The organism is Actinosynnema sp. NPDC050801, assembly GCF_040673975.1.
Taxonomy (GTDB): Bacteria; Actinomycetota; Actinomycetes; order Mycobacteriales; family Pseudonocardiaceae; genus Actinosynnema.
In genome coordinates this window covers 87,698-108,322 of record NZ_JBFAQZ010000007.1, presented here as the reverse complement: position 1 = coordinate 108,322, position 20,625 = coordinate 87,698, and the positions used below count along the sequence as shown (strand labels likewise).

Below are 20,625 nucleotides of genomic sequence, written 5' to 3'. Positions count from 1 at the left end.
CAGACCCCGTCGGTAGAATCGAACCAGGGGTCCCCTGGCGGGGACCTCTGCGGAGCGCGGCTCGTCGGTCACGTGGTGCCGCCCGTGAGGGTGGTCAGCGCGTCGCCGGAGCAGGCCGCCTGCACCTCGCGGGCCGCTTGGACCCGGGCCGCCTGCTCGGGCTCGGGCAGGGCGCGCAGGTGCTCCCACGCCCGGGCGGCCAGCCCGTCGGTCTCCTCGCCCAGCCAGAGCCGGTACACGGGCAGCGGTTCCAGCCGGCCGGTCAGCCACGCGGTCATCACGGTCCGGGCCGCCACCTCGCGGGTCAGCGTCCTCGGGATGTGGTCGCCGTAGCAGGTCCGCGTCCCGGCGCCGGCCAGCCAGTACGTCGTCATCTGGTCCGGGGTCGGCGGCGTGGCGCGGAAGTACGTGAACTCGTCCAGGTCGACCCACACCGCGTCGGTCGGCTCCGGCAGGCGCATGTCCAGCTCCCCCCGCTCCGACAGCCCCGCCTCCCGCACCGACGTGGGCGGCGACGGCAGTTTCGCCATCAGCCGCAGCACCTCCCGCGCGGGTCCCGTCAACGCCGCCCGCTCGTGCTCGTGCGCCCGCGTCAGGCACAGCTGCCCGGCGCACACCAGCTCCGCGGCCACCGGGTCGGCGGACATGGCCTCCTCCGCCGTGGCGGGCAGCAGCGGCACCACGACGGCGGCCGCGACCAGCACCGGCAGCGCGCCCAACCACCGCCGCCGCAGCGACACCAGCAGGAACCCCGACAGCGCGATCCCCGCGAACCACACCGCCTGCACCGCGCTCACCGACCCGTCCACCGCCGTGAACACCGACCTCGGGAACGGCAGCGTCGGCAGCAACGCGGTCCACGGCAGACCGTCCCCCGGCCGGCCGAACCCCACCGACGTCACCGCCAACCCCGCGACCGCCAGCACGGGCGGCATCAGCGGCGACGGCACGAGCCGGCCCAGACCCATGCCCAGCCACGCGACGCCGACCAGCGCCAGGACCCCGACCAGGGCGGCGGGCAGCCAGCCCCAGTGGAAGTAGCTCGTCGAGGACCGCACCTGCACGGCACCGACCGCGAACACCACCGCGTACGCCGTGACGAGCCCGACCGCCAGCGCGACGAGCGTCCACCCGACCCGCCACGCCCGCGGCCGCGGCGTGGAGCCGAACAGCTCCTCCACCCCGGACCGCCGGTCGCGCAGGCCCTGCAACGCGCCCACGCCCAGCGCCAGCGGCCACGAGAACGCCAGCATGAACCGGACCCACTCGGCCAACGTCGTCCACTGCCGGGTCCAGGCCGTGCTGTTCTTGGTCGACGGCCCCCAGGACAGCAGGCCCACCATGACCACCGCGACCAGCACCCCCAGCAGCAACGCCGTGGTGCGCCTCAACTCGATCCCCAGGATCCTCACCAGCCACCCGCCTCACCGAGCAGGGCCGAGTACCCGCGTTCCAGCGGGCTGTCGCCGACGTCGGCCGGACCGCCCGCGGCGGCCAGGTCGTCCGGCGTGCCCTGGAACACCAGCCGGCCCGCGTTGAACAGCACCACGTCCGTGCACGCCGCCGCGACGTCCTCGACCAGGTGCGTCGACACGACCACGCACGAGTCGGAACCCAGCTCCTGCAACAGCTCGCGGAACCGGACCCGCTGACCGGGGTCGAGCCCCGCGGTCGGCTCGTCCAGCAGCAGCACCTCCGGGTCGTTGACGATGGCCTGCGCGATGCCCGCCCGCCGCACCATGCCGCCGGACAGCGTCTTCATCCGGTCGTCCGCGCGGTCGGCCAGCCCGACCCGTTCCACGGCCCGCTGCACCGCGCCGGGCACGTCCCGCTTGGGCATCTCCTTGAGCCACGCCACGTACTCGACGAACTCGCGCACCGTGAACCGCTTGTAGTAGCCGAAGTCCTGCGGCAGGTAGCCGAGCGCGCGTCGCACCCGGCGCAGGTCCAGCCGCCCGGACACCGACGAGCCCAACACCTCCAACCGCCCGGACGCGGGCCGCAGCACGGTCGCCAGCGACCGGATCAGCGTGGTCTTGCCCGCGCCGTTCGGCCCGAGCAGCCCGTGCACGCCGCGGCCGAGCCGCAGGTCGAGCCCGTCCACCGCCATGGTCCGGCCCGCGCGCACGCGCAAGCCCTCCGCCTGGACCTGCCAGGCGTACCCCGTCGGCGCGACTTCCGCCGCGCTCACCGCACGTGCCACCAGCCCACCCTCCGTCACAGCCGCGTGTAAGCCGCGGACCTGAAGAACACGGCGGCGGCGCCCCCGACGAGCACCGCCGCCCACACCGGCGCCGCACCGGGTGCGAGCACCACCGGGACCGCGCCGACGACCAGCGCCGGACCGACCACCAGCGCCGCCCACGAGGCGGTGGCGACGACGGCGGCGCGGCGCACCCCGATCACGCCGCCGAGCGCGAGCGTCACCGACGTGACCGCCAGGCACGGCAGCAGCCAGTACGCGGGCGAAGCACCCGCCAGCCAGCCGCCGAGGAACAACGCGGGCAGCACGACCACCAGCACCGCGACCGTGCGGCGCAGCACCAGCGGCAACCCGGCCCGCGCGGTGGACACGACCAGTTCGTGCGCCGGGTCCATGCCCCGCGACCACGCCGCGACCACACCCAGCACGGGCACGATCGGCGCGATCAGCAGCACCGCGGAGGACGTGGAGCGGGCGGGCAGCAGCCCGTCCAGCGACAGCGCCGCCAGCACCACGAACGCCGTCATGACCAGCCACGGCAGTAACGACGGCGTGGCCCACCGGGTGAGCGGGCGGCGTCGGCGCACCGGCGTGCCGGTGGCTGCCAACTCCGCCCACACCGCCGACGTCAACGCCGTGACCTGCGGCGGAGCCACGTCGGCCAGGCGCAACCGGCACGTCGCGCACGTCTCCAGGTGCGACTCGACCGCCCACGAGAGGTCGGCGGGCAGGTCGTCACCGGCCGCGTAGCGGGCGATCGAGCCGGCCGAGGGGTGCTCGTTCATGACAGTGCCTCCCGCATCGCGATCCGAGCCCGCCGGGCGCGGGTCTTGACGGTGCCCTCGGGCACCCCGAGCAGCACGGCGGTCTCGCGCACGGTCAGCCCGTCCAGCACCATCGCCTGCAACACCTGCCGGAGTTCCGGTGCCAGGTCGCGCAGCGCGCCGCCGACGTCGTCGCTCAACGCGCCGGCCAGCACCTCGTCCTCGGCGGCGGGCGCGGCCTCGGCCACCGGCAGCGGCCGGGCCTGGAGGGCGCGCCGGCGGAACGCGTCGACCAGCCGCCGGGCCGCGATCGTCCACAGCCACCCGACCGCCGTGCCGTCGACCGCCGCGCCCGCGAACGACCCCGCGGCCCGCCACACCGCCAGGTACGTCTCCTGCATGACCTCGGCGACGACCTGCTCGTCGGCGCACCGGCGGCGTAGGCGCACCGCCAGCCACGGCGACGTGCGGCGGTAGAGCTCCTCGAAGGCCGCGCGGTCGCCACGGGCCACCGCGCGGACCAGCTGCTCCTCGTTCACATCCGGCAAGACGACCCGCTCGCGGAAAAGGTTCTCACCGGAGAGTGACTTGGGTCACATCAGTACCAGGTGTCCTGGTCCTTCGCGGCGCTCAGGTCGGCTTCGGAGGTGGCCCGGTGCGCCAGGGCCGCGACCGCCTCCTCCAGCTCCCGCCGCACGTCGCCGGGCTCGTCGGTCTCCACGGCGATCGCCACCTCGCTGCGGCCGTCGCCGTCCTCGACCACGCTCAGCTCGCCCCGGTAGCGGTTCTCCTCCCAGGACAAGCGGCGGAGGTCGTGGTCGATGCGCGGGGTCGAATCGGACAACCCGGGCAGGTGCTGGGGCAGGCTCTCGGGACGGGCGAGGAACTCGAATAGCTCCCGCGCGGACATCTCGACCGGCGCCCGGTACTCGTAGCTGGTCATGGCTGCGGGTACCCGGTCAGGCCTGGCTCAAGACGGTGTCGAACAGGTCGCGCAGCGCGTCGTTCGTCCGGGTCAGGCTCTGCTCGCAGGCGTCGATGAACGCGACCCGGTCCAGCGTGTGCACGGCGACCCGCCAGCCCGCCTCCCGCGCCAGCTGGCGGAAGAACGCCCGCTGCGCGCGCCCGTTGCCCTCGCGGAACGGGTGCACGGCGTTGACCTCGGCGAAGTAGTGCGTGAACCGGTCCAGGAACGCCTCGCGCGGCAGGTCGCGCAGGTAGCGCTCCTTCCTCAGGTCGTCGAACACCCCGATCGCGTAGGCCTCGATCTGCTGCCAGGCGGCGAACAACGCGGACTTGCCGATGTTGACCCGTCGGACCTCACCGGCCCACGGGTAGAAGTCGCCGAAGATGCGGCGGTGGAAGGCGCGCAGGTGGGCGAGGTCGTACAGACCGGGCAGGGAGGCCATCGCCAGCTGCTCGACGCGCATCGTGCTCAGCCGGGTCTCGGCGAAGTCGCACTCCAGCGGGTCGGTCAGACCCAGGTTGTTGCGCAGCACCCCGGACACGGGGTCCAGGTAGGGGTCTTCGTCCACTACCGGCGCAGCGCCTCGATCTCCCGGGCGATCGCCTCGTCGGCGGTCAGCTCACCGGCCGCGACGGCACGCATCGTGGCCACCACGTCGTCCGGGACGGCCAGGCCCTCCAACCGGGCGCTGCCGACGGCCTCCGCGATCGCTTCCTCGGCGCCGCTGGTCAGCCGGCGGAAGTAGCGGGCCATCACCTCGTGCGAGAGGGGCGCGCTGCTGGGCTCCGACTCGGGCAGGTCGCCCCGCGCCGCGCGCCACGGCTCCTCGTCGTGCGCCATGTCGCTCAGCTCGTGCCTGCTGAAGTGCCCGTACCGCTCGACCACCGACGCGACGACCGCGCGTTCACGCTCGCTGAGCCCGCTCGGGTCGCCCTCTTCCCACGCGCAGACCTCGGATTGACCCTGGTGGCGGTAGTAGACCTCGGGCACCACCGGACCTCGCCGCCACGCCTCGATCCGGGCGTCGAACAGCGGCTCGCCGTACTCGGCCAGGTGCCACGCCTGGGTGTAGTACAGGAGCTTCTGCAGCTTCATCGGCGACTCGGGCCCGGTGGCGTCGAGCACGGCCGCGGCAACGTCGTGGACGTCCGCCATGCCACCTCCAGCGAGTGCTCTGAGCTGCGACTACTCATTCTACCGGAGATCGCGGCGCAGCGGACCGACCTCGCCGCCCACCACCGCGACCAACCCCGCGCGTCCAACCTCCAAACCGCGCGTGTCCTACGTTCAGAACGCGCGTGTCCTACGTTCAGAACGCGCGTGTCCTACGTTCGGGACCTCCGAGTTCAACGCTCAGGACGGCGGGGCGCTAGTTCGTGCACCAACCCAGCCGGCCGTCCGTGGTGATCAACGGCTCGCAGTGGCCGAGCCGGCTGCGGTGCTCCAGGGCCGTCGCGACCTGGTCCAGCATCTCGTCCAGGCTGGTCCACTCCGGCTTGAGCATCTCGCCCGCCTCGCGGTCCCACTCGACCACGCACCCCGACAGCACGCCGGGCCTCAGGTCGAGCGCCAACGCGTCACCGCACCCGTCGAACGCGATCGGCAGCCACATCGGGTGGAAACCCCGCGTCGGCGTGCCGGCCTCCGTGTCGAGGTCCGCGGGCCAGAACCGCTCCTTCAACCGCCACGACCGCAGGGCGTTGGACGGGCCGAGCGGCGTGTAGAACGGCGGCAGCACCTCGGCGAACGCCAAGTCGGCCGTGCCGCCGCACACCGCCCACCACGCGCGCAGCTCGTCCGGCGGCTCAAGCCCGCTGGCGGCCGCCAACGCCTCGACCGCGGCGCTGTCCTCGGGGGGCACGAACGCCGATCCGGTCGAGGGGGCGTGGTGGTCCAGCCACGCCACAATCCGTTCCCAATGGCGCAAAACACCCACCCACACATGATCAGGTGACCGCACCGCCCGTGGTACCGCTCATCGGGGCAGGATCTGGCCGAACGCCGCACGACGCACCCGCGGATGGGGCAGGATCGCCCTCGCACGGCACCAAAAGGGGGACGAACGTGGAACGGGGTTTCGGCGTCGACACCGCGGCGCTGTCGGCGTACGGCAGCACGGCGAAGGGTCTGGCGAGCGAGGTGGGCACGGTCGGCACGGCCACGTTGGCCGGCACGACGTCGTTGGCCGCGGGCAGCTTCGGCGAGATCGGCGACGAGGTCGGCCTCGGCGCGGCGTTCCAGCGCGCGGCACAGGCCCAAGTGGACGGTGTGGCCGCCGCGTCCGCCGGGTTGTCGGCGTTCGCCGCCGCGGTCGGGCAGACGGGCCAGGCGTACGTCGAGCAGGAGGCGCGCACCGGCGCCGACCTCGACCGGTCGGCCCAGGTCTGACGTGGACGTCGGCGGTTTCCTGGCGGGCCTGGTCCAGCCCATGAAGGACCACCTGGCCAAGCTCGAGGGCGACACCGGCGGCGCGACGAGCGCGGCGGAGGCGTTCAGGCGGGCGTCCTCGGCGTTGACCGAGATCGACGGCAGGCACACGGGCGCGGCGAACACCGCGTTGAGCGCCTGGTACGGCGAGAAGGCGACCGCGTTCCAGTCCCGCGTCGCCACGTTCTCCGGTGGCGTGGGCACGTTGGCGCGCAACGCGACGACCACCCAGGAGGCGGCCACCACGGCGGTGGACGCGGTGAACTCCGGCAAGACCGCGATCCAGGGCCTGATCGACGAGTTCACCGGCTGGGCGTGGCCCCGGCTGGCGGCGGCGGTCGCGGCCGGGGTGTTCGGCGGGATCGGCGCGGTGCTCGCGGTGGCCGCGGAGGTGACCGCGAAGGCCCGCGAGTACGAGGGCAGGACCGCCCGGGAACTGGACGCGGTGCGCGCCGAGCTGACCGCCGTGGTCACCCGGTTGCAGGGCCTCCAACAGCCGGACTTCGCCGGGCTCGGCGACCCGTTGGGCGTGGAGAGCGGTGGCACCACGTCGACGTCGTCCGCGGGCGACAGCGGCGGGTCCTCCTCGTCGGCCGGAGGCAACGGCGGCAACAGCGGCAGCAGTGGCGGCGGAGGCGGGAGCAGCGGTGGCGGAGGCGGCAGCGGAGGCGGTGGAGGCGGTGGCGCCGTCGGCCCGCGCCTGCCGGTGGCCATCCCGCCGCAGCCCGGTACCGGCGTCGGCGTGAACCTGCCCGACGGCAGCTCCGCCGAAGCGCCCAACGAGACCGCCGCACGCGCCGTGCGCAACGCGTTGTCCGCCTTGGGCACCCCGTACGTGTGGGGCGGTGCCAACCCGCCGCAGGGCACGGACTGCAGCGGCCTGACCCAGTGGGCCTACGGCGGCGCCGGCTTCGACATCCCCCGACCCGCGTCGTCGCAGGCCATGGGCGCGTCCGTGCCGCCCGGCCAACTGCTGCCCGGCGACCTGGTGGTCTGGGACGGCCACGTGGCCATGGTCATCGGCAACGGACAGATGGTGGAGGCGGGCGACCCGGTGCAGGTGAACCCGATCCGCACGAGCAACAGCGGCATGGGCTTCATGGGCTTCTACCGACCGACGGGCTGAGGACGTGGACGAGACGCAGCGGGCGGCCGAACGGGTCGCCGACACCGAGCGGCGGGTGGCCGAGCACGTCGCGCGCACCGGACCGGTGCTGGGCCGGGCGTCCTCACCGGACGGCGCGGTCACGGTCGTCACCGCGCCCGGCGGCCCACCCCGGGAGGTGCGGCTGTCACCAGCGGCGCTCAACGCGGGACCGCGGGCGTTGGCGGACGAGATCCTGCGCGTGTCCGCGCGGGCCTCCCGGGACGCCGCCTCGCGGATGCACCGGGCGCTGGAACGCGTGGCCGACCCGGCGACGCTGCGGGCGTTGACCGAGATCGGCTTCGAACGCGGTCCGGACGACGACGACTTCGGCGGCTCGTACCTGAGGGGTTCGCGGTGACGCGGGAACAACGGCTCGCGGCGGCCGAGGGCCTGACCGAGGTGCTCGCCCGCACCACCGGCAGCGCCGAGCACCCCACCCGCCTGGCCCGCGCCACGGCGACCGCGACGGGCGAGCTGAAGGCACTCGATTTGCACCCCAACGCGTTGGCGCAGGGACCGGACGTGGTCGGCAGGCTGGTCGTGGAGACGGCGCGGCTCGCGACGGACGCGGCCGTGCAGAAGAGCTACAACGAGCTGGCCAAGTCGTTGGGCGACGGCGTGGCCATGGCGGTGGAGGCGTTCGCGGGCCCGCCGCCGCTGAAGGCGTCGCCGAAGACCTCGCTGGTGGAGACCTCGCCGGCGGAGGCGTCGTCGGTGAGGACCGCGCCGCCGCAGGCCGCGCCCGCACCGCCCACGACGTCGCCCGTCGCACCACGACAGGGGGCCGCCGGACCGACCCCGCCACCGTGGGCGGGGCAGCGGCAGACCCGTCCCGCGACCCGTCCGGAGCCCCCGGAAACGGACGACGACGACTACTTCGCGGACCCTTTCCGTGGTCAACGGCAGTAGCGCGTGATCGACCCCGTACTCTTGCCCCCGCATCGCAAAGGGGCATGGCGTGACCGGGAGGTCGGATGGCACAGGACATCGTCCCGATCGAGCTGGGGCTCACCCAGGGTGATGTGGTCACCCTGTGGGCCCCGCGCTGGCGGGAAGAGGGCGAGGAGTGGGAAGCCTTCCTCGGCCACGAGGAGGACCTGTACGCGTTCCCCGATGCCGCGCACTTGGCGGCGTTCGTGCGCAAGGCCGAGGAGCACGACCTGACCGACCACCCGGCGTGGCACGTCGTGCCCGCGTTGTCGGTCGGTGAGCTGTCGCCGGACGACAACCACCAGTTCGACCTGGTCGGCGTGCCGGAGCTGGTCGCCGAGGAGCCCGACACCTGGGTGATCGGCGAGCTGGCCGACGTCATCTCGATCGTGCGGTCGCTGGCGGACGTGTGCGAGCTGGAGAAGGTGCACGAGATCCTGGACTCGGCGGAGGGCTTCGCGCTGCTGCCGCAGGGCACGCTGCCGTTCACCGGCCGCGAGGGCCAGGCGCTGTGGTCGGAGATCTCGCAGGTCGTCGCCGAGAAGTGGGACGAGGTGCTGGACGCGATCGACGAGGTCGTGACCACGCCCGAGGTGGACGAGCCCACGCTCAAGGCCGCGCAGGACGAACTGGCCGAGTTCGAGGAGGCCAACGCCGCGGCGGCGGTCTCCAAGGACGACGACGCCGACGACGAGGACGACGAGCCGGTCGGGTTCTGGGGCGAGGTCGGCATCGACCCGATCAAGATCATCAGCGGCGCGGGCGAGTACTACACGCTGCGCTGCTACCTGGACGACCACCCGGTGTTCCTCGGTCGCAAGGGCAAGATCGACGTGTTCACGTCGCCGCGCGGGCTGGCCCGGTTCATCGTCGAGGCCGACGACAACGACCTGGCCGAGGTCTCCACCTGGGGCGAGCTGGTCACCAAGGCGACCGGCGGCGACCTGGACGTCGCGGTCGACCCGGACAACGTCTACGTGCTCACCGGCCTGGACGAGGACATCGTCGACGGTCCGGACGCGGTGGACCCCACGCAGCTCGACCTGGTGGTCGAACTGCTGGAGGACGCGGGCGAGTGGGCCCACGACGACACCGTGAAGGTCGCGCTGAACCAGTCCGAGCGGCTGGGGTGGCTGGTGTCGTACGTGCTCAAGCCGGACCCGACGCGGCTCGCGCCCAGCGCGCCGTTCGACGACGAGCAGGTGGCGTGGCGGTCGCTCGTGGCGGCGTTCGAGGACCGGCTCAAGGTGCACTAGGCATCGGCAAGCCGTACTGAGCGGAGGTCGCGGGCACCCATCGGAGCCCGCGACCTCCGCTTTTCGCCGTCCTCGGGTCAAGGCGGTCCTCGTCCCCCGTCCGGGGACGGTTTCCCTCGTACGGCATCGCTGGATGGTGGGGCGGTGTTGCCCGGCCGACGGGCCGGAGTTGCACTGGGGGCACCGGCTCGTCGGATGAGGTGAGGAGATGATCGACGTGCCTGCGCCCGCCGCCGCCGATCTGGCACTGGTCCGGGAGGCGGTGGCGGCGTTCCCGGTGCAGCCCGACTCGTCGGTGGGTCGCCGCCTTCGCCGCGACCTCGGCCGGCGCCCGCGTCCACCACGCCGCAGTCTGACCCGGCCGGGGGTGCGGAGCCGATGATGGACCTGCGACTGGTGCACCAGGTCGGAGCGCGGGCGTTGGACTGGATCCACGGCCGGCGGGAGGGCTTCCGCCCCCGACCGGACCACGAGGTGACGCGGGTGCAGGCGGTGGGGGACCTCGCGCTGACCGCCGGCGCGATCCTGCGGGAAGGCGCGGGCGGCACCCGGCAGTCCGCCGTGGCCCGGCGGTTGCTCGACTTCGCCTGGCACGACCTGCTCGACGGCGGCGCGTGCCTGCACCGGCTCCAGCAGGCGGAGCCGTCCTCACCGGTCCGCTGGAGCTCTACGCCGCGTTCTCCGCCGGCGGCTACCGCAACCTGCTGGTCGAGGACCTCCTGCGGACCACCCGGCCGCTGGTCGACGGGACGGCCGTGAGCCTGCCGCCCGCGCGGCGGTTGAGCGTGGTCGCGGCCGAACACCGGCTCGGCCTGGCCTCGGCCGCCGACGTCCGCGCCGCCGCACGGGAGACGTGGCCGGGCCACGCACCCGCGCCGTGGACCGTCGAGCGCTCCACCGCCCACGACGCCTCCCACACCGTCCTGCACCTCACCTCCTGGGGCGGACGCCCCGACGCGCTGCCCGCCGAGACCGTCGACCACCTGAGGTGGCGGTTACCCGCGTGGCTGGAGGAGTGCGCCCACCGGCACGACTGGGACCTGCTCGGCGGGCTGCTCGCGGTGGACGCCTGCCTACCCGCGCCCGCCCTGCCCGAGGACGGGTGGGCCCGGCTGGCCGCCGCCCAGGCCGAGGACGGCGCCGTGCCGGCGGGCGACGACCCCCTCACCGGCGACCGGCGGGAGGTCTTCGACCAGGTGCACCACTCGACCCTGGTGGCCGCCTTCGCGGCGACCCTGGCCACCTCTCGCGCGCTGACGGCGCTGCTGCCCGGTCCGCCGTGACGGGCACCCGCAGCCACCACGACGACGTGGGCCGGCGCCTGCACCGGGCCGCCTGCGGCGTCCGCGCGCCCGGTGTCGTGTTCGCCCTGTCGTGCCACGGCCACCGCACGATCACCACCGCGGGCACCGACCCCGTGCCGGGGGCGGCGGACCTGCACCACGAGCTGGGGTCGGTGTCGAAGACGTTCGCCGGGCTCCTGCTGGCCCAACTCGTCGCCACCGGCGACGTGGACCGGGACACGCCGGTGCGTTCCTGCCTGCCGGATTCCCCAGTCCGGAGGAGATCACCCTGCTGCACCTGGCCACGCACACGTCCGGGCTGCCGACCCTGCCGCACGACCCGTTCTTCTACCGGCAGGGCCTGCCCCGGTGGAGGACCAACGCCTACGCGGGCTACCCGCGTGAACGGCTGCTGCGCGAGTTCGGCCGGCACCGCGTCCGCACGCCACCGGGCGTCCGCTGGAGGTACTCCAACTTCGGCGTGGCCCTGCTCGGCCACGCGTTGGCGCACCACACCACCACGCCCTACCCGGACCTGCTCGCCCGGCACGTCCTGCACCCGCTCGGGCTGGACGGCATCCGCCTGCGTCCCGGTCCACCCGGCGCCGACGCGGTCGGGCACGGTGCGCGCGGCGGCCCCGTCCCGCCGCTGGACCTGGGCGGCTTCACCGCCGCGGGCGCCGTGCGCGCCACCGCGCACGACCTGCTCACCTACCTCGAAGCCCACCTCGGCCCCGACGACACACCGCTGGCCGACGCGCTGCGCGCCGTCCAGGCCGACCACACCGCGCCCCAACCCCGTCGCGCGCCCGCACGCGCCCTGGCGTGGTTCCGCGCGGACACCGACCTCGGACCCGTCTTCTTCCACGGCGGCGCCACGTTCGGCCAGCACGCCTACCTCGGCTACCGGCCCGCCACCCGCACCGCGCTGGCCGCACTGGCGACCCGCCGGCACACCCGCCGCCACAACCTCATCGCCACCGCCCACGGCCTGCTCACGACCTTGCCGGCGTGATGCCGCGGTGGCCCCACGAACACGAGGTCGCGAACCCCGTGGGGCCCGCGACCTCGTGCTCGTGGTCCGAGAGCTCTTGTCCGGAACGCGTCAGTCGCGCAGCGCGGCGTACGCGGGCTCGATCACGTCCTGGATCAGCGCGCGGCGCTCGTCGTGCGAGATGAACGCGGCCTTGGCGGCGTTGACGGTGAACCGGCCCAGGTCTTCCCAGCCGAACCCGAAGTGCTCGACCACGGTGGCGAACTCGCTGCTCATCGACACCTGGCTCATCAGCCGGTTGTCGGTGTTCAGGGTGATCCGGAAGCCCAGGTCGGCCATCCGCTTGATCGGGTGCTCGGCCAGCGACGCCACCGCACCGGTCTGCACGTTCGACGTCGGGCACATCTCCAGCGCGATGCGGCGGTCCCGCACGTACGCGGCCAGTGGGCCGACGACGTCGCCGTTGATGTCCTCGATCAGCCGCACGCCGTGGCCCAGCCGCTCCGCACCCGCGAACTGCACGGCCTCCCAGGCCGACACGGGGCCCTCGGCCTCGGCGGCGTGGATGGTGAAGTGGCAGTTCTGCTGCCGCAGGTACTCGAACGCGGACAGCTCCTTGCTGGGCGGGAACCCGACCTCGGGGCCCGCGATGTCGAAGCCGACCACGCCCGCGTCCCGGTAGCGGACCACCAGGTCGGCGATGCGCAGCCAGCCTTCGTTCTGGCGCATCGCGCACAGCAGCGTGTTCACCTTGATGGGGGAGCCGGCGGCGGCCCGGCCCTGGGCGATGCCCTCCTGCACGGCCTCGACGGCCTGCTCCAGGCTCAGGCCGCGATCGGTGAACAGCTCGGGCGCGTAGCGGATCTCGGCGTAGACGACACCGTCGGCGGCGAGGTCCTGCACGGCTTCGGAGGCGACGCGGACCAGCGCGGCCTCGGTCTGCATGACGCCGCAGGTGTGCGTGAAGCCCTGGAGGTAGCTGACCAGCGAGCCGGAGTCGGCGTTCTTGCGGAACCACTCACCCAGCACGACTGGGTCGGTGGTGGGCAGGCCGTGGTAGTCGCAGTCCTGGGCGAGTTCGATCACCGTCAGAGGGCGGAGGCCACCGTCGAGGTGGTCGTGCAGCAGCACCTTCGGCGCGCTGCGAAGGGCCTCCTGGGTAAGCGGGGTCGGCATGGGCGTCACCGTATACCGGTGACACGCCGTGTCGTTCCGCCACTCGATGATCTTGATGCGGTATCATCACCCCCGCGTCACCGAGTGTGTCCAGAACCACTCGGTTGGGCGTCGCATTCGCCGTTGTGCACTCGTGATGCAGAACTTTCCGCTACCGCCACCAGGACTTTAGTCACTCACACGGCGGATGCTCACACGGAGCAGTCACAGGGGCGCGTCCGGTTACTTTCGGGTAGGGTCGGCCATCGTCACTCCAACGGAGTACATGCAAGGTCGATCCAGGCTGTCCCCGTCGGGGGGCGCTACTGCCCACCGGCCCAACCTGGTTAGGCTCCCGGAGGTCTCCCCTCCCCTGGACGAAGGCACCCGAGCCGTGAACGAGAACAGCAACTCCACGATGTCCTTCGATCGGATGCGCAACATGCTCACGCGCGCCGCGGAGATCCGTGAGAGCGAACAGCAGCAGATCTTCGACGCACTGGACGAGATCCACGCGCGGATGTCCCCGCTCGAATCGCTGGGTTCCGTTCGCAAGCGCCTGTCCGAGCTGCCCGACCGGACCGAGGTCGGCGTGCTGGCCGAGCGGCTGGACGAGGCGCTCACCAGGTTGGAGGCGCAGGACAACGCGGTGCAGAGCATCGGGCGGGCCGTCGAGGGCCTGGTCGACAAGCTCGCCAAGCCGTTCGCGCAGCTCGACGGTCGGCTCGACGGGGTGGCGGGCCGGTTCGAGGGCGTCGCCGGGCGGATGGACGGCCTGGAGGACAAGCTCTCCCACATCCACAAGCGCATCGACGACCTCGACGGTCACCTGGACAAGCAGGACGGCAAGGTCGACCAGGTGCCGGGTGCGGTGACGGGGCCGCTGCGGGAGCGCATCGAGGCGTTGGAGGCCGCGCTGCGCGGTCGTCTGGACGAGGTCGACGAGGGCGTGCACGAGCACCTGGACGGCACGCGCGAGGCGTTGCAGCGGTCGGTGACGGACTCGACCAACAACCTGCACGGCCGGTTGGACGAGACCCGCGACAACCTCAACAGCACGCGGGACGGGCTGCACTCGGCGCTCACCGAGACCCGCGAGTCGCTCTCGTCGTCGTTGGCCGACACCCGCAGCACGTTCACAGGCAAGTTGGACGAGGCCCGCGAGGCGCTGCACGCGGCGTTGGACGAGACCCGCGACCAGGTCGACTCCACCGACCGGCTGGAGGCGCTGGCGCAGCGCCTGGAGCAGGTCACGTCCCGGCTCGACACCATGGCGACCAGGCTCGACTCGGTCGAGGACGACTTCGCCGCGCGCCTGGGCGAGCTGTCCGGCGTGGTGGAGCAGGGCATCGCCAAGGTCGAGGGCACCCTGTCGACCCGGCCCGACGCCGACTCGCTGGCCGGCCTGGTGCGCAAGAGCAACCAGGAGTCGGAGCTGCGCATCGGCGGCCAGCTGGACGAGGCCATGGCGACCTTCGCCGAGCTGATCCTCGGCGGCGGCTCCCCCACCCCGCCCCCGCCGCCCACCGCGCTGCCCAGGCCGCAGCGGCGGACCCGGAAGAACGGCCCGAAGCCGGGCGACAACCGCAACGTGGACGACGACGACCTGACCGCCGAGGGCGCCTGATCGCAGGCGCCGCACCACCGGCGCCTGATCGCTCGCGCTTGACCACGGCATCCGACCACCGCATCCGACCACCGCGTCTGATCACCGCGTCTGATCACGGACACCGAAAGGCCCGGCCCGCCTCCCGCGGACCGGGCCTTTCGCGCTTTCACCCGCAATGCCTTTCGCGCATTCACGCCGTGGTGCCCGGCATTCAACGGAATGCTCCGCAGGCGTCCCCGCCCAGGGATCCCTGTTTTTATTCTGCCCGAAGGGTCCGACAATTCCGGAGTCCCGCCGAGCGTGCGACCGACAACCGGCGTTGTTCAGCCCCTGATGGTGTCGATCACCAGGGGTCCGCGAGCGGGAGGTTCGTCGCCCACCGCGTAGCCGCCCGCCAACGACTCCAGAGCACCGGGAACGGCGTCCGGGGTGTCGGTGTGCAGCTCCAGCAGCGGTTGGCCCGCGGTCACCCGATCACCGGGCTTGGCCAGGCACAGGATGCCCGCGCCGGCCTGCACCGGGTCCTCCTTGCGGGCCCGACCGGCGCCCAGCCGCCAGGCCGCGACACCGACCGCGTACGCGTCGAGCGAGGTCAGGTAGCCGTCCGCAGGCGCCGTGACGACGTGCTTGTGCCTGCCCACCGGCAGCGGGGCCTCCGGGTCGCCGCCCTGGGCCCGGATCATCCGCGCCCACGTCTCGTAGGCCTCGCCGGAGGCCAGGACCTCGCGCGGTGACGCGGAGATCCCCACGCGGGACAGCATCTCCTCGGCCAGGGCCACGGTCAGTTCCACGACGTCCGACGGGCCACCGCCGCGCAGGACCTCGACCGACTCGGCGACCTCGACCGCGTTGCCCACGGCCCGTCCCAGCGGCACCGACATGTCGGTCAGGAGGGCGGACACGCGCAGCCCGTGGTCGACGCCGATCGACACCAGCGCCGTCGCCAGCGCACGAGCCTGCTCCAGGGACTTCATGAACGCCCCGGAGCCGACCTTCACGTCCAGCACCAGCGCTTCGGCGCCCTCGGCGATCTTCTTGGACATGATCGAGGACGCGATCAGCGGGATCGCCTCGACGGTTCCGGTCACGTCGCGCAGCGCGTACAGCTTCTTGTCGGCCGGGGCGAGGCCGGACGTGGCGGCGCAGATGACGGCGCCCACCGACCGCAGCTGTGCGACGACCTCGTCCACGGACAGCTGCGCACGCCAGCCCGGGATGGACTCCAGCTTGTCCAGCGTCCCCCCGGTGTGGCCCAGGCCGCGCCCGGACAGCTGGGGCACGGCCGCGCCGCAGGCGGCCACGAGGGGCGCCAGGGGCAGGGTGATCTTGTCGCCGACCCCGCCCGTGGAGTGCTTGTCCACGGTGGGCCGGCCGACGTCCAGCGCCAGCTTCTCGCCGGAGTCGACCATGGCCCGCGTCCACCGGGCGGTCTCGGCGGTGTCCATGCCGTTCAGGAAGATCGCCATGGCCAGCGCCGACATCTGCTCGTCGGCCACCGCCCCGCGCGTGTAGGCGTCCACGACCCAGTCGATCTGCTCGTCGGTCAACCGGGCGCCGTCGCGCTTGGCCCGGATCACGTCCACGGCGGTGTGGGTCATGGCAGGTCCTCCGGACCGAACGCGTCGGGCAGCACCTCGCTCATCGGCAGCACCCCGGACGGGGTGTCGACCAGGCACGGCGCGCCGCCCAGCTCGTAGATCACCTGACGGCACCGGCCGCACGGCATCAGCAGCTCACCGGTGCCGCTGCGGCACGCCAGGGCGACGAGCCTGCCGCCGCCGGTGAGCACGAACTGGCCGGCCAACGTGCACTCGGCGCACAGCCCGACGCCGTAGGCGGCGTTCTCCACGTTGCACCCGACCACGATCCGCCCGTCGTCGCAGATCGCCGCCGCGCCCACCCGGAGCCCGGAGTACGGGCAGTAGGCGGACTGCGCGGCCTCGACGGCACGCGCCCGCAACAGCTCCCAGTCGACGTCAACCACGGCGGTACACCACGCCGTCGGCCGCCGGCATCCGCAACCGCTGCGACGCGACCGCCAGCACGATCAACGTCACCAGGTGCGGCGCGTAGGTGGTCAGCTCGCTCGGCACCTCGTCCACCGAGTAGTACACGGCGTACAGCAGGCCGGCGGCCAGGATGCCGAACGCGGCGGCGAACCAGCGCCGGCGCACCAACTGCCAGATCACGATCACGACCAGCAGCAGCACCGCGCCGTAGACCAGAGCCAGGAACGTCTTGCCGCCGGACCGCAGCTGCAACCCGTCGGCGTACCCGAACAGGGCCGCACCGCCGAGCAGGCCGCCCGGCCGCCAGTTGCCGAAGATCATCGCGGCCAGGCCGATGAACCCGCGCCCGTTGGTCTGGCCCTCCAGGTACCCGGGCTGGCCGGGGTTGAGCACGAGCGCCGCGCCACCGATGCCGGCCAGCGCGCCGGACGCGATCACCGCGACGTACTTGTACCAGTAGACGTTGACGCCCAACGACTCCGCGGCCACCGGGTTCTCGCCGCACGACCGCAGCCGCAGCCCGAACCGGGTCCGCCACAGCACCAGGTAGCTGCCGACCACCAGCAGGATGGCCAGCATGGTCAACGGCGACACCCCGGTGACCAGACCGCGCAGGATCCCGGCGACGTCGGACAGCCCGACCCGCTGCTGGGCCTCCAGCTCGCCGAGCCACTCCGACAGGCCGGAGGCCGAGTAGGTGTCGAACTTGGGCACCGCGGGCGACTCGCGCGGGTTGTTCGACAGCGGGAAGAAGATCAACGTGGACAGGTACTTGGTCAGCCCCGCGCCGAGCAGGTTGATCGCCACACCGGAGACGATGTGGTTCACCCCGAACGTCACGGTCGCGATGGCGTGCAGCAACCCGCCCAGGGCGCCGAACACGGCCGCGGCGACCAACGCCGCCCACGGGCCCCACTGGTACCCGGCCCACGCCGCGCCCCAGGTGCCCATGATCATCATGCCTTCGAGGCCGATGTTCACCACGCCCGCGCGTTCCGCCCACAGCCCGCCCAGCGCGGCCAGCAGGATCGGCAGCGCCAGCCGCACGGCGGTCTGGATGGTGCCGGTGGACGTCAGCTGCGGCACACCGGTCAGGTACGACGTGGTCGAGAGCAGCACGACCGCGCCCGCCACGCCCAGCGCGCCGACGGCCCAACCGGGGATCCGACGCGCCTTGCGGGGTGGCGGAACGGTGGAGGGAGCCTCCGACGGGTTCATCAACGAGGTACTCATGCCGCATCCACCGTTCCGAGCTGCCGACCGACCTGCCGCTGCTGCGCGGCCAGTTCGAACCGGCGGACCACCTCGTAGGCGACGACGACCGACAGCACGATCGCCCCCTGCATGATCGTCACGATCTCCCTGGGCACCTGCACGTTGTCCAGCGCCAGGCCGGACTTGTCCAGGAACGCCCACAGCAGCGCGGCGAACGCGATGCCACCCGGGTGGTTGCGCCCGAGCAGCGCGATCGCGATGCCGGAGAAGCCGATCCCGGCCGGGAAGTTCAGGTTGTACGTGTGGTCGCGGCCCAGGATCTCGGGCATCGACACCAGACCGGCGATCGCGCCGGACAGCAGCATCGCGACCAGCACCATCTTCTTGGCGTTCACGCCACCCGCGGCGGCGGCCGTGGACGACTCGCCGGAGGCGCGCAGCTCGAAGCCGAACCGGGTGCGGTTCATCATCACCCAGTAGCCCACGCCCAGCAGCGCGGCCAGGAACACCAGGCCGAACACCGTGCCGGACGAGCCGAACGGGATGCCGGGCACCCAGCCGCTCTCCGGGATCTCCGGGGTGCGGATGTTGTTGCCGCGCAGCTCGCCGAACACGTCGGCGCCGATCAGGTACGCGGCCAGGCCGAGCGCCAGGCCGTTCATCATGATCGTGGAGATGACCTCGTTGACGCCGCGGGTCACCTTGAGGATCGCCGGGATCGCCGCCCACAGCGCGCCGGCGACGGCGGCCGTCAGGATGATCACCAGCGCGTGCAGGCCGGGTGGCAGGGCGATCGAGCCGCCGACCACGGCCGCGACGACCGCCGCGACCCGGTACTGGCCCTCGACGCCGATGTTGAACAGGTTCATCTGGAACCCGATCGCCACCGCCAGCGCCGCGATGTAGTAGGTGCCGGTGCTGTTGATGATGTCCACCGCGGTGGTGCCTTCACCGACCTGCGCGAACATCACCCCGAACGCCCGCAGCGGGTTCGCGCCGGACACCACCAGCGCGACACCGCACAGCAGGGCGGAGAACAGGATCGCCAGCACGGGCGGCAGCAGTTTGCCGCGCAAGATTCCCATTACTCGCCTTCCGATTCCGACGCCTTCTCGGCGCCAGGGGCGTGCTCGGCGACGGCGGCGCTCGTGGCGCCCGCGCCGGTCATCGCACTGCCGAGGTCTTCCGGGGTGACCGTGGCCGGGTCGGCGTCCGCGACCAGCCTGCCGCGCAGCATCACCCGGATGGTGTCGGACAGGCCGATCAGCTCGTCCAGGTCCGCCGAGATGAGCAGCACGGCCAGGCCGCGGGCGCGGGCGTTGCGGATCTCGTCCCAGATCAACGCCTGCGCGCCGACGTCCACGCCGCGCGTCGGGTGCGACGCGATGAGCAGCACCGGGTCGCCGGACAGCTCACGGCCGACGACCAGCTTCTGCTGGTTGCCGCCGGACAGCGCGACGGCGGCCACGTCGATGCTCGGCGTGCGCACGTCGAAGTCCTCGACGATGCGCTCGGTGTCCTTCTTGGCGCCCGCGAGGTCCAGCCACTGGCCCTTCGAGACGGGGCCGCGGGTCTGGTAGCCCAGGATGCGGTTGGCCCACAGCGGCTGCGTGAGCAGCAGGCCCTGCCGGTGCCGGTCCTCGGGGACGTAGCCGATGCCCGCCTCGCGCCGCGCCAACGTGCCCAGCCTGGTCAGGTCGCGGTCGCCGAGCAGCACGCGGCCGTGGTGCGCCCTGCGCATGCCCATGATCGTCTCGACCAGCTCGGTCTGCCCGTTGCCCTCGACGCCCGCGATGCCGACGATCTCGCCCGCGCGCACGACCAGGTCGATGTCGTCGAGCACCGGCCGGGTGCCCTCCGCGGCGACCAGGCCCAGGTTCTCGACCCGGAGCACGACGCGGTCGGTGACGGTGGACTCGCGGGTCTCGGGGCTGGGCAGCTCGCTGCCGACCATCATCTCGGCCAGCTGGCGGGAGCTGACCGCCTTCGGGTCGGCGGTGCCGACCGTGGTGCCGCGGCGGATGACCGTGACGGCGTCGGCGATCGCGCGGACCTCGTCCAGCTTGTGCGAGATGAACAGGAAGGTGAAGCCCTGCTCCTGCATGCCGCGCAGGGTGGTGAACAGCTCGTCCACCTCCTGCGGCACGAGCACGGCGGTCGGCTCGTCCAGGATGATCACCTTGGCGCCCCGGTAGAGCACCTTGAGGATCTCCACCCGCTGCCGGTCGGCCACGCCGAGGCGTTCGACCAGCACCGCGGGGTCGACGGCCAGGCCGGTCGCGTCGGCCAGCTCCAGGATGCGCTTGCGCGCCTTGGCGCCGATGCCGTGCAGCGACTCCGCGCCGAGCACGACGTTCTCCTGCACGGTCAGGTTGTCGGCGAGCATGAAGTGCTGGTGCACCATGCCGATGCCGGCCTTGATCGCGTCGGCGGGGGTGCGGAACCGGACCTGCCTGCCCGCCACCTCGATGGTGCCCTCGTCGGGCTGCTGCATCCCGTACAGGATCTTCATCAGGGTGGACTTGCCCGCGCCGTTCTCACCGCACAGCGCGTGCACCTCGCCGACCTGCACGCTCAGGTGGACGTCGCTGTTGGCGACGACACCGGGGAAGCGCTTGGTGATGCCCGACAGGACGACGGCAGGGGTGGTGTTGCTCATGGAAGCT

The 20,625-nt window shown here is 72.7% G+C and carries 23 protein-coding genes and 1 pseudogene; 10 read left to right on the top strand and 14 right to left on the bottom strand.

The features are described 5' to 3' along the window. Positions 1-68: 68 nt before the first annotated feature. The 8 genes from AB0K14_RS17735 to AB0K14_RS17700 all read right to left on the bottom strand — a co-directional run bounded on the left by AB0K14_RS17735 (position 69) and on the right by AB0K14_RS17700 (position 5,840). Complete coding sequence (locus AB0K14_RS17735) at positions 69-1,412, bottom strand: hypothetical protein (protein WP_360458336.1); 1,344 nt, start codon at positions 1,410-1,412, stop codon at positions 69-71. Then, the gene (locus tag AB0K14_RS17730) at positions 1,409-2,203 is read right to left on the bottom strand and encodes an ABC transporter ATP-binding protein (RefSeq protein ID WP_360458333.1); all 795 of its coding nucleotides are present in this window, start codon (positions 2,201-2,203) and stop codon (positions 1,409-1,411) included. Before AB0K14_RS17730 ends, AB0K14_RS17735 begins: the two co-directional genes overlap by 4 nt. Before the next feature lie 14 nt (positions 2,204-2,217). After that, positions 2,218-2,988 carry a zf-HC2 domain-containing protein gene (locus tag AB0K14_RS17725; RefSeq protein ID WP_360458330.1) on the bottom strand — a complete coding sequence of 257 codons (771 nt, stop codon included), beginning with the start codon at positions 2,986-2,988 and terminating at the stop codon, positions 2,218-2,220. Continuing rightward, complete coding sequence (locus AB0K14_RS17720; RefSeq protein WP_360458327.1) at positions 2,985-3,515, bottom strand: RNA polymerase sigma factor; 531 nt, start codon at positions 3,513-3,515, stop codon at positions 2,985-2,987. Before AB0K14_RS17720 ends, AB0K14_RS17725 begins: the two co-directional genes overlap by 4 nt. A 50-nt stretch (positions 3,516-3,565) precedes the next feature. After that, positions 3,566-3,910 carry an SRPBCC family protein gene (locus AB0K14_RS17715; protein ID WP_360458324.1) on the bottom strand — a complete coding sequence of 115 codons (345 nt, stop codon included), beginning with the start codon at positions 3,908-3,910 and terminating at the stop codon, positions 3,566-3,568. 16 nt (positions 3,911-3,926) lie between these two features. Continuing rightward, the gene (locus tag AB0K14_RS17710; protein WP_360458321.1) at positions 3,927-4,502 is read right to left on the bottom strand and encodes a Fic family protein; all 576 of its coding nucleotides are present in this window, start codon (positions 4,500-4,502) and stop codon (positions 3,927-3,929) included. After that, on the bottom strand, positions 4,502-5,089 hold the full coding sequence (locus AB0K14_RS17705; RefSeq protein ID WP_360458318.1) for a type II toxin-antitoxin system antitoxin SocA domain-containing protein: 588 nt from the start codon (positions 5,087-5,089) through the stop codon (positions 4,502-4,504). The genes AB0K14_RS17710 and AB0K14_RS17705 overlap by 1 nt, the downstream gene beginning before the upstream one ends. 214 nt (positions 5,090-5,303) lie before the next feature. Further along, positions 5,304-5,840: an SMI1/KNR4 family protein gene (locus tag AB0K14_RS17700; RefSeq protein ID WP_360458315.1), complete on the bottom strand. Its 537-nt coding sequence runs from the start codon at positions 5,838-5,840 to the stop codon at positions 5,304-5,306. A gap of 158 nt (positions 5,841-5,998) precedes the next feature. On the opposite strand from AB0K14_RS17700, the gene AB0K14_RS17695 reads away from it, so the two are divergent. The 9 genes and pseudogenes from AB0K14_RS17695 to AB0K14_RS17655 all read left to right on the top strand — a co-directional run bounded on the left by AB0K14_RS17695 (position 5,999) and on the right by AB0K14_RS17655 (position 11,992). Then, positions 5,999-6,322, top strand: coding sequence for a hypothetical protein (locus AB0K14_RS17695; RefSeq protein ID WP_360458312.1), 324 nt, complete (start codon positions 5,999-6,001; stop codon positions 6,320-6,322). 1 nt (position 6,323) lies between these two features. Then, the gene (locus AB0K14_RS17690; RefSeq protein ID WP_360458309.1) at positions 6,324-7,487 is read left to right on the top strand and encodes a C40 family peptidase; all 1,164 of its coding nucleotides are present in this window, start codon (positions 6,324-6,326) and stop codon (positions 7,485-7,487) included. A gap of 4 nt (positions 7,488-7,491) precedes the next feature. Next, positions 7,492-7,866 (top strand): YbaB/EbfC family nucleoid-associated protein, encoded by a 375-nt coding sequence (locus AB0K14_RS17685; RefSeq protein ID WP_360458306.1) that lies wholly within the window; start codon positions 7,492-7,494, stop codon positions 7,864-7,866. Continuing rightward, positions 7,863-8,417: a hypothetical protein gene (locus AB0K14_RS17680; protein WP_360458303.1), complete on the top strand. Its 555-nt coding sequence runs from the start codon at positions 7,863-7,865 to the stop codon at positions 8,415-8,417. The genes AB0K14_RS17685 and AB0K14_RS17680 overlap by 4 nt, the downstream gene beginning before the upstream one ends. A gap of 65 nt (positions 8,418-8,482) precedes the next feature. Continuing rightward, entirely contained in the window at positions 8,483-9,694 is a 1,212-nt protein-coding gene (locus AB0K14_RS17675) for a primosomal protein (protein WP_360458300.1), read from the top strand. A 208-nt stretch (positions 9,695-9,902) separates the two neighbouring features. Beyond that, the gene (locus AB0K14_RS17670) at positions 9,903-10,076 is read left to right on the top strand and encodes a hypothetical protein (protein WP_360459089.1); all 174 of its coding nucleotides are present in this window, start codon (positions 9,903-9,905) and stop codon (positions 10,074-10,076) included. Beyond that, positions 10,073-10,453: a hypothetical protein gene (locus tag AB0K14_RS17665; protein WP_360459087.1), complete on the top strand. Its 381-nt coding sequence runs from the start codon at positions 10,073-10,075 to the stop codon at positions 10,451-10,453. The genes AB0K14_RS17670 and AB0K14_RS17665 overlap by 4 nt, the downstream gene beginning before the upstream one ends. A 94-nt stretch (positions 10,454-10,547) precedes the next feature. After that, a pseudogene (locus AB0K14_RS17660) lies at positions 10,548-11,186 on the top strand (hypothetical protein); the annotation flags it as partial. After that, on the top strand, positions 11,069-11,992 hold the full coding sequence (locus AB0K14_RS17655; RefSeq protein WP_360459085.1) for a serine hydrolase domain-containing protein: 924 nt from the start codon (positions 11,069-11,071) through the stop codon (positions 11,990-11,992). The pseudogene AB0K14_RS17660 and the gene AB0K14_RS17655, both read left to right, overlap by 118 nt. Positions 11,993-12,082: 90 nt before the next feature. Here the strand turns inward: AB0K14_RS17655 and AB0K14_RS17650 are convergent, their stop codons facing one another. After that, complete coding sequence (locus AB0K14_RS17650; protein ID WP_360459083.1) at positions 12,083-13,147, bottom strand: adenosine deaminase; 1,065 nt, start codon at positions 13,145-13,147, stop codon at positions 12,083-12,085. 412 nt (positions 13,148-13,559) lie between these two features. On the opposite strand from AB0K14_RS17650, the gene AB0K14_RS17645 reads away from it, so the two are divergent. Next, positions 13,560-14,753, top strand: a complete 1,194-nt coding sequence (locus AB0K14_RS17645; protein WP_364338393.1) for a hypothetical protein — start codon at positions 13,560-13,562, stop codon at positions 14,751-14,753. A 305-nt stretch (positions 14,754-15,058) separates the two neighbouring features. Here the strand turns inward: AB0K14_RS17645 and AB0K14_RS17640 are convergent, their stop codons facing one another. Genes AB0K14_RS17640 through AB0K14_RS17620 form a run of 5 tightly spaced genes read right to left on the bottom strand, consistent with a single transcriptional unit; the run spans position 15,059 to position 20,618 of the window. Next, entirely contained in the window at positions 15,059-16,333 is a 1,275-nt protein-coding gene (locus tag AB0K14_RS17640) for a thymidine phosphorylase (protein ID WP_360459080.1), read from the bottom strand. Beyond that, positions 16,330-16,719 (bottom strand): cytidine deaminase, encoded by a 390-nt coding sequence (locus AB0K14_RS17635; protein ID WP_360459078.1) that lies wholly within the window; start codon positions 16,717-16,719, stop codon positions 16,330-16,332. Before AB0K14_RS17635 ends, AB0K14_RS17640 begins: the two co-directional genes overlap by 4 nt. Next, a complete protein-coding gene (locus AB0K14_RS17630; protein ID WP_360459076.1) occupies positions 16,712-17,977 on the bottom strand; it encodes an ABC transporter permease in 1,266 nt (421 codons plus the stop codon). Before AB0K14_RS17630 ends, AB0K14_RS17635 begins: the two co-directional genes overlap by 8 nt. Beyond that, positions 17,974-19,044, bottom strand: a complete 1,071-nt coding sequence (locus AB0K14_RS17625; protein WP_360459074.1) for an ABC transporter permease — start codon at positions 19,042-19,044, stop codon at positions 17,974-17,976. Before AB0K14_RS17625 ends, AB0K14_RS17630 begins: the two co-directional genes overlap by 4 nt. Then, positions 19,044-20,618, bottom strand: a complete 1,575-nt coding sequence (locus AB0K14_RS17620; RefSeq protein WP_360459072.1) for an ABC transporter ATP-binding protein — start codon at positions 20,616-20,618, stop codon at positions 19,044-19,046. The genes AB0K14_RS17625 and AB0K14_RS17620 overlap by 1 nt, the downstream gene beginning before the upstream one ends. Positions 20,619-20,625 lie beyond the last annotated feature (7 nt).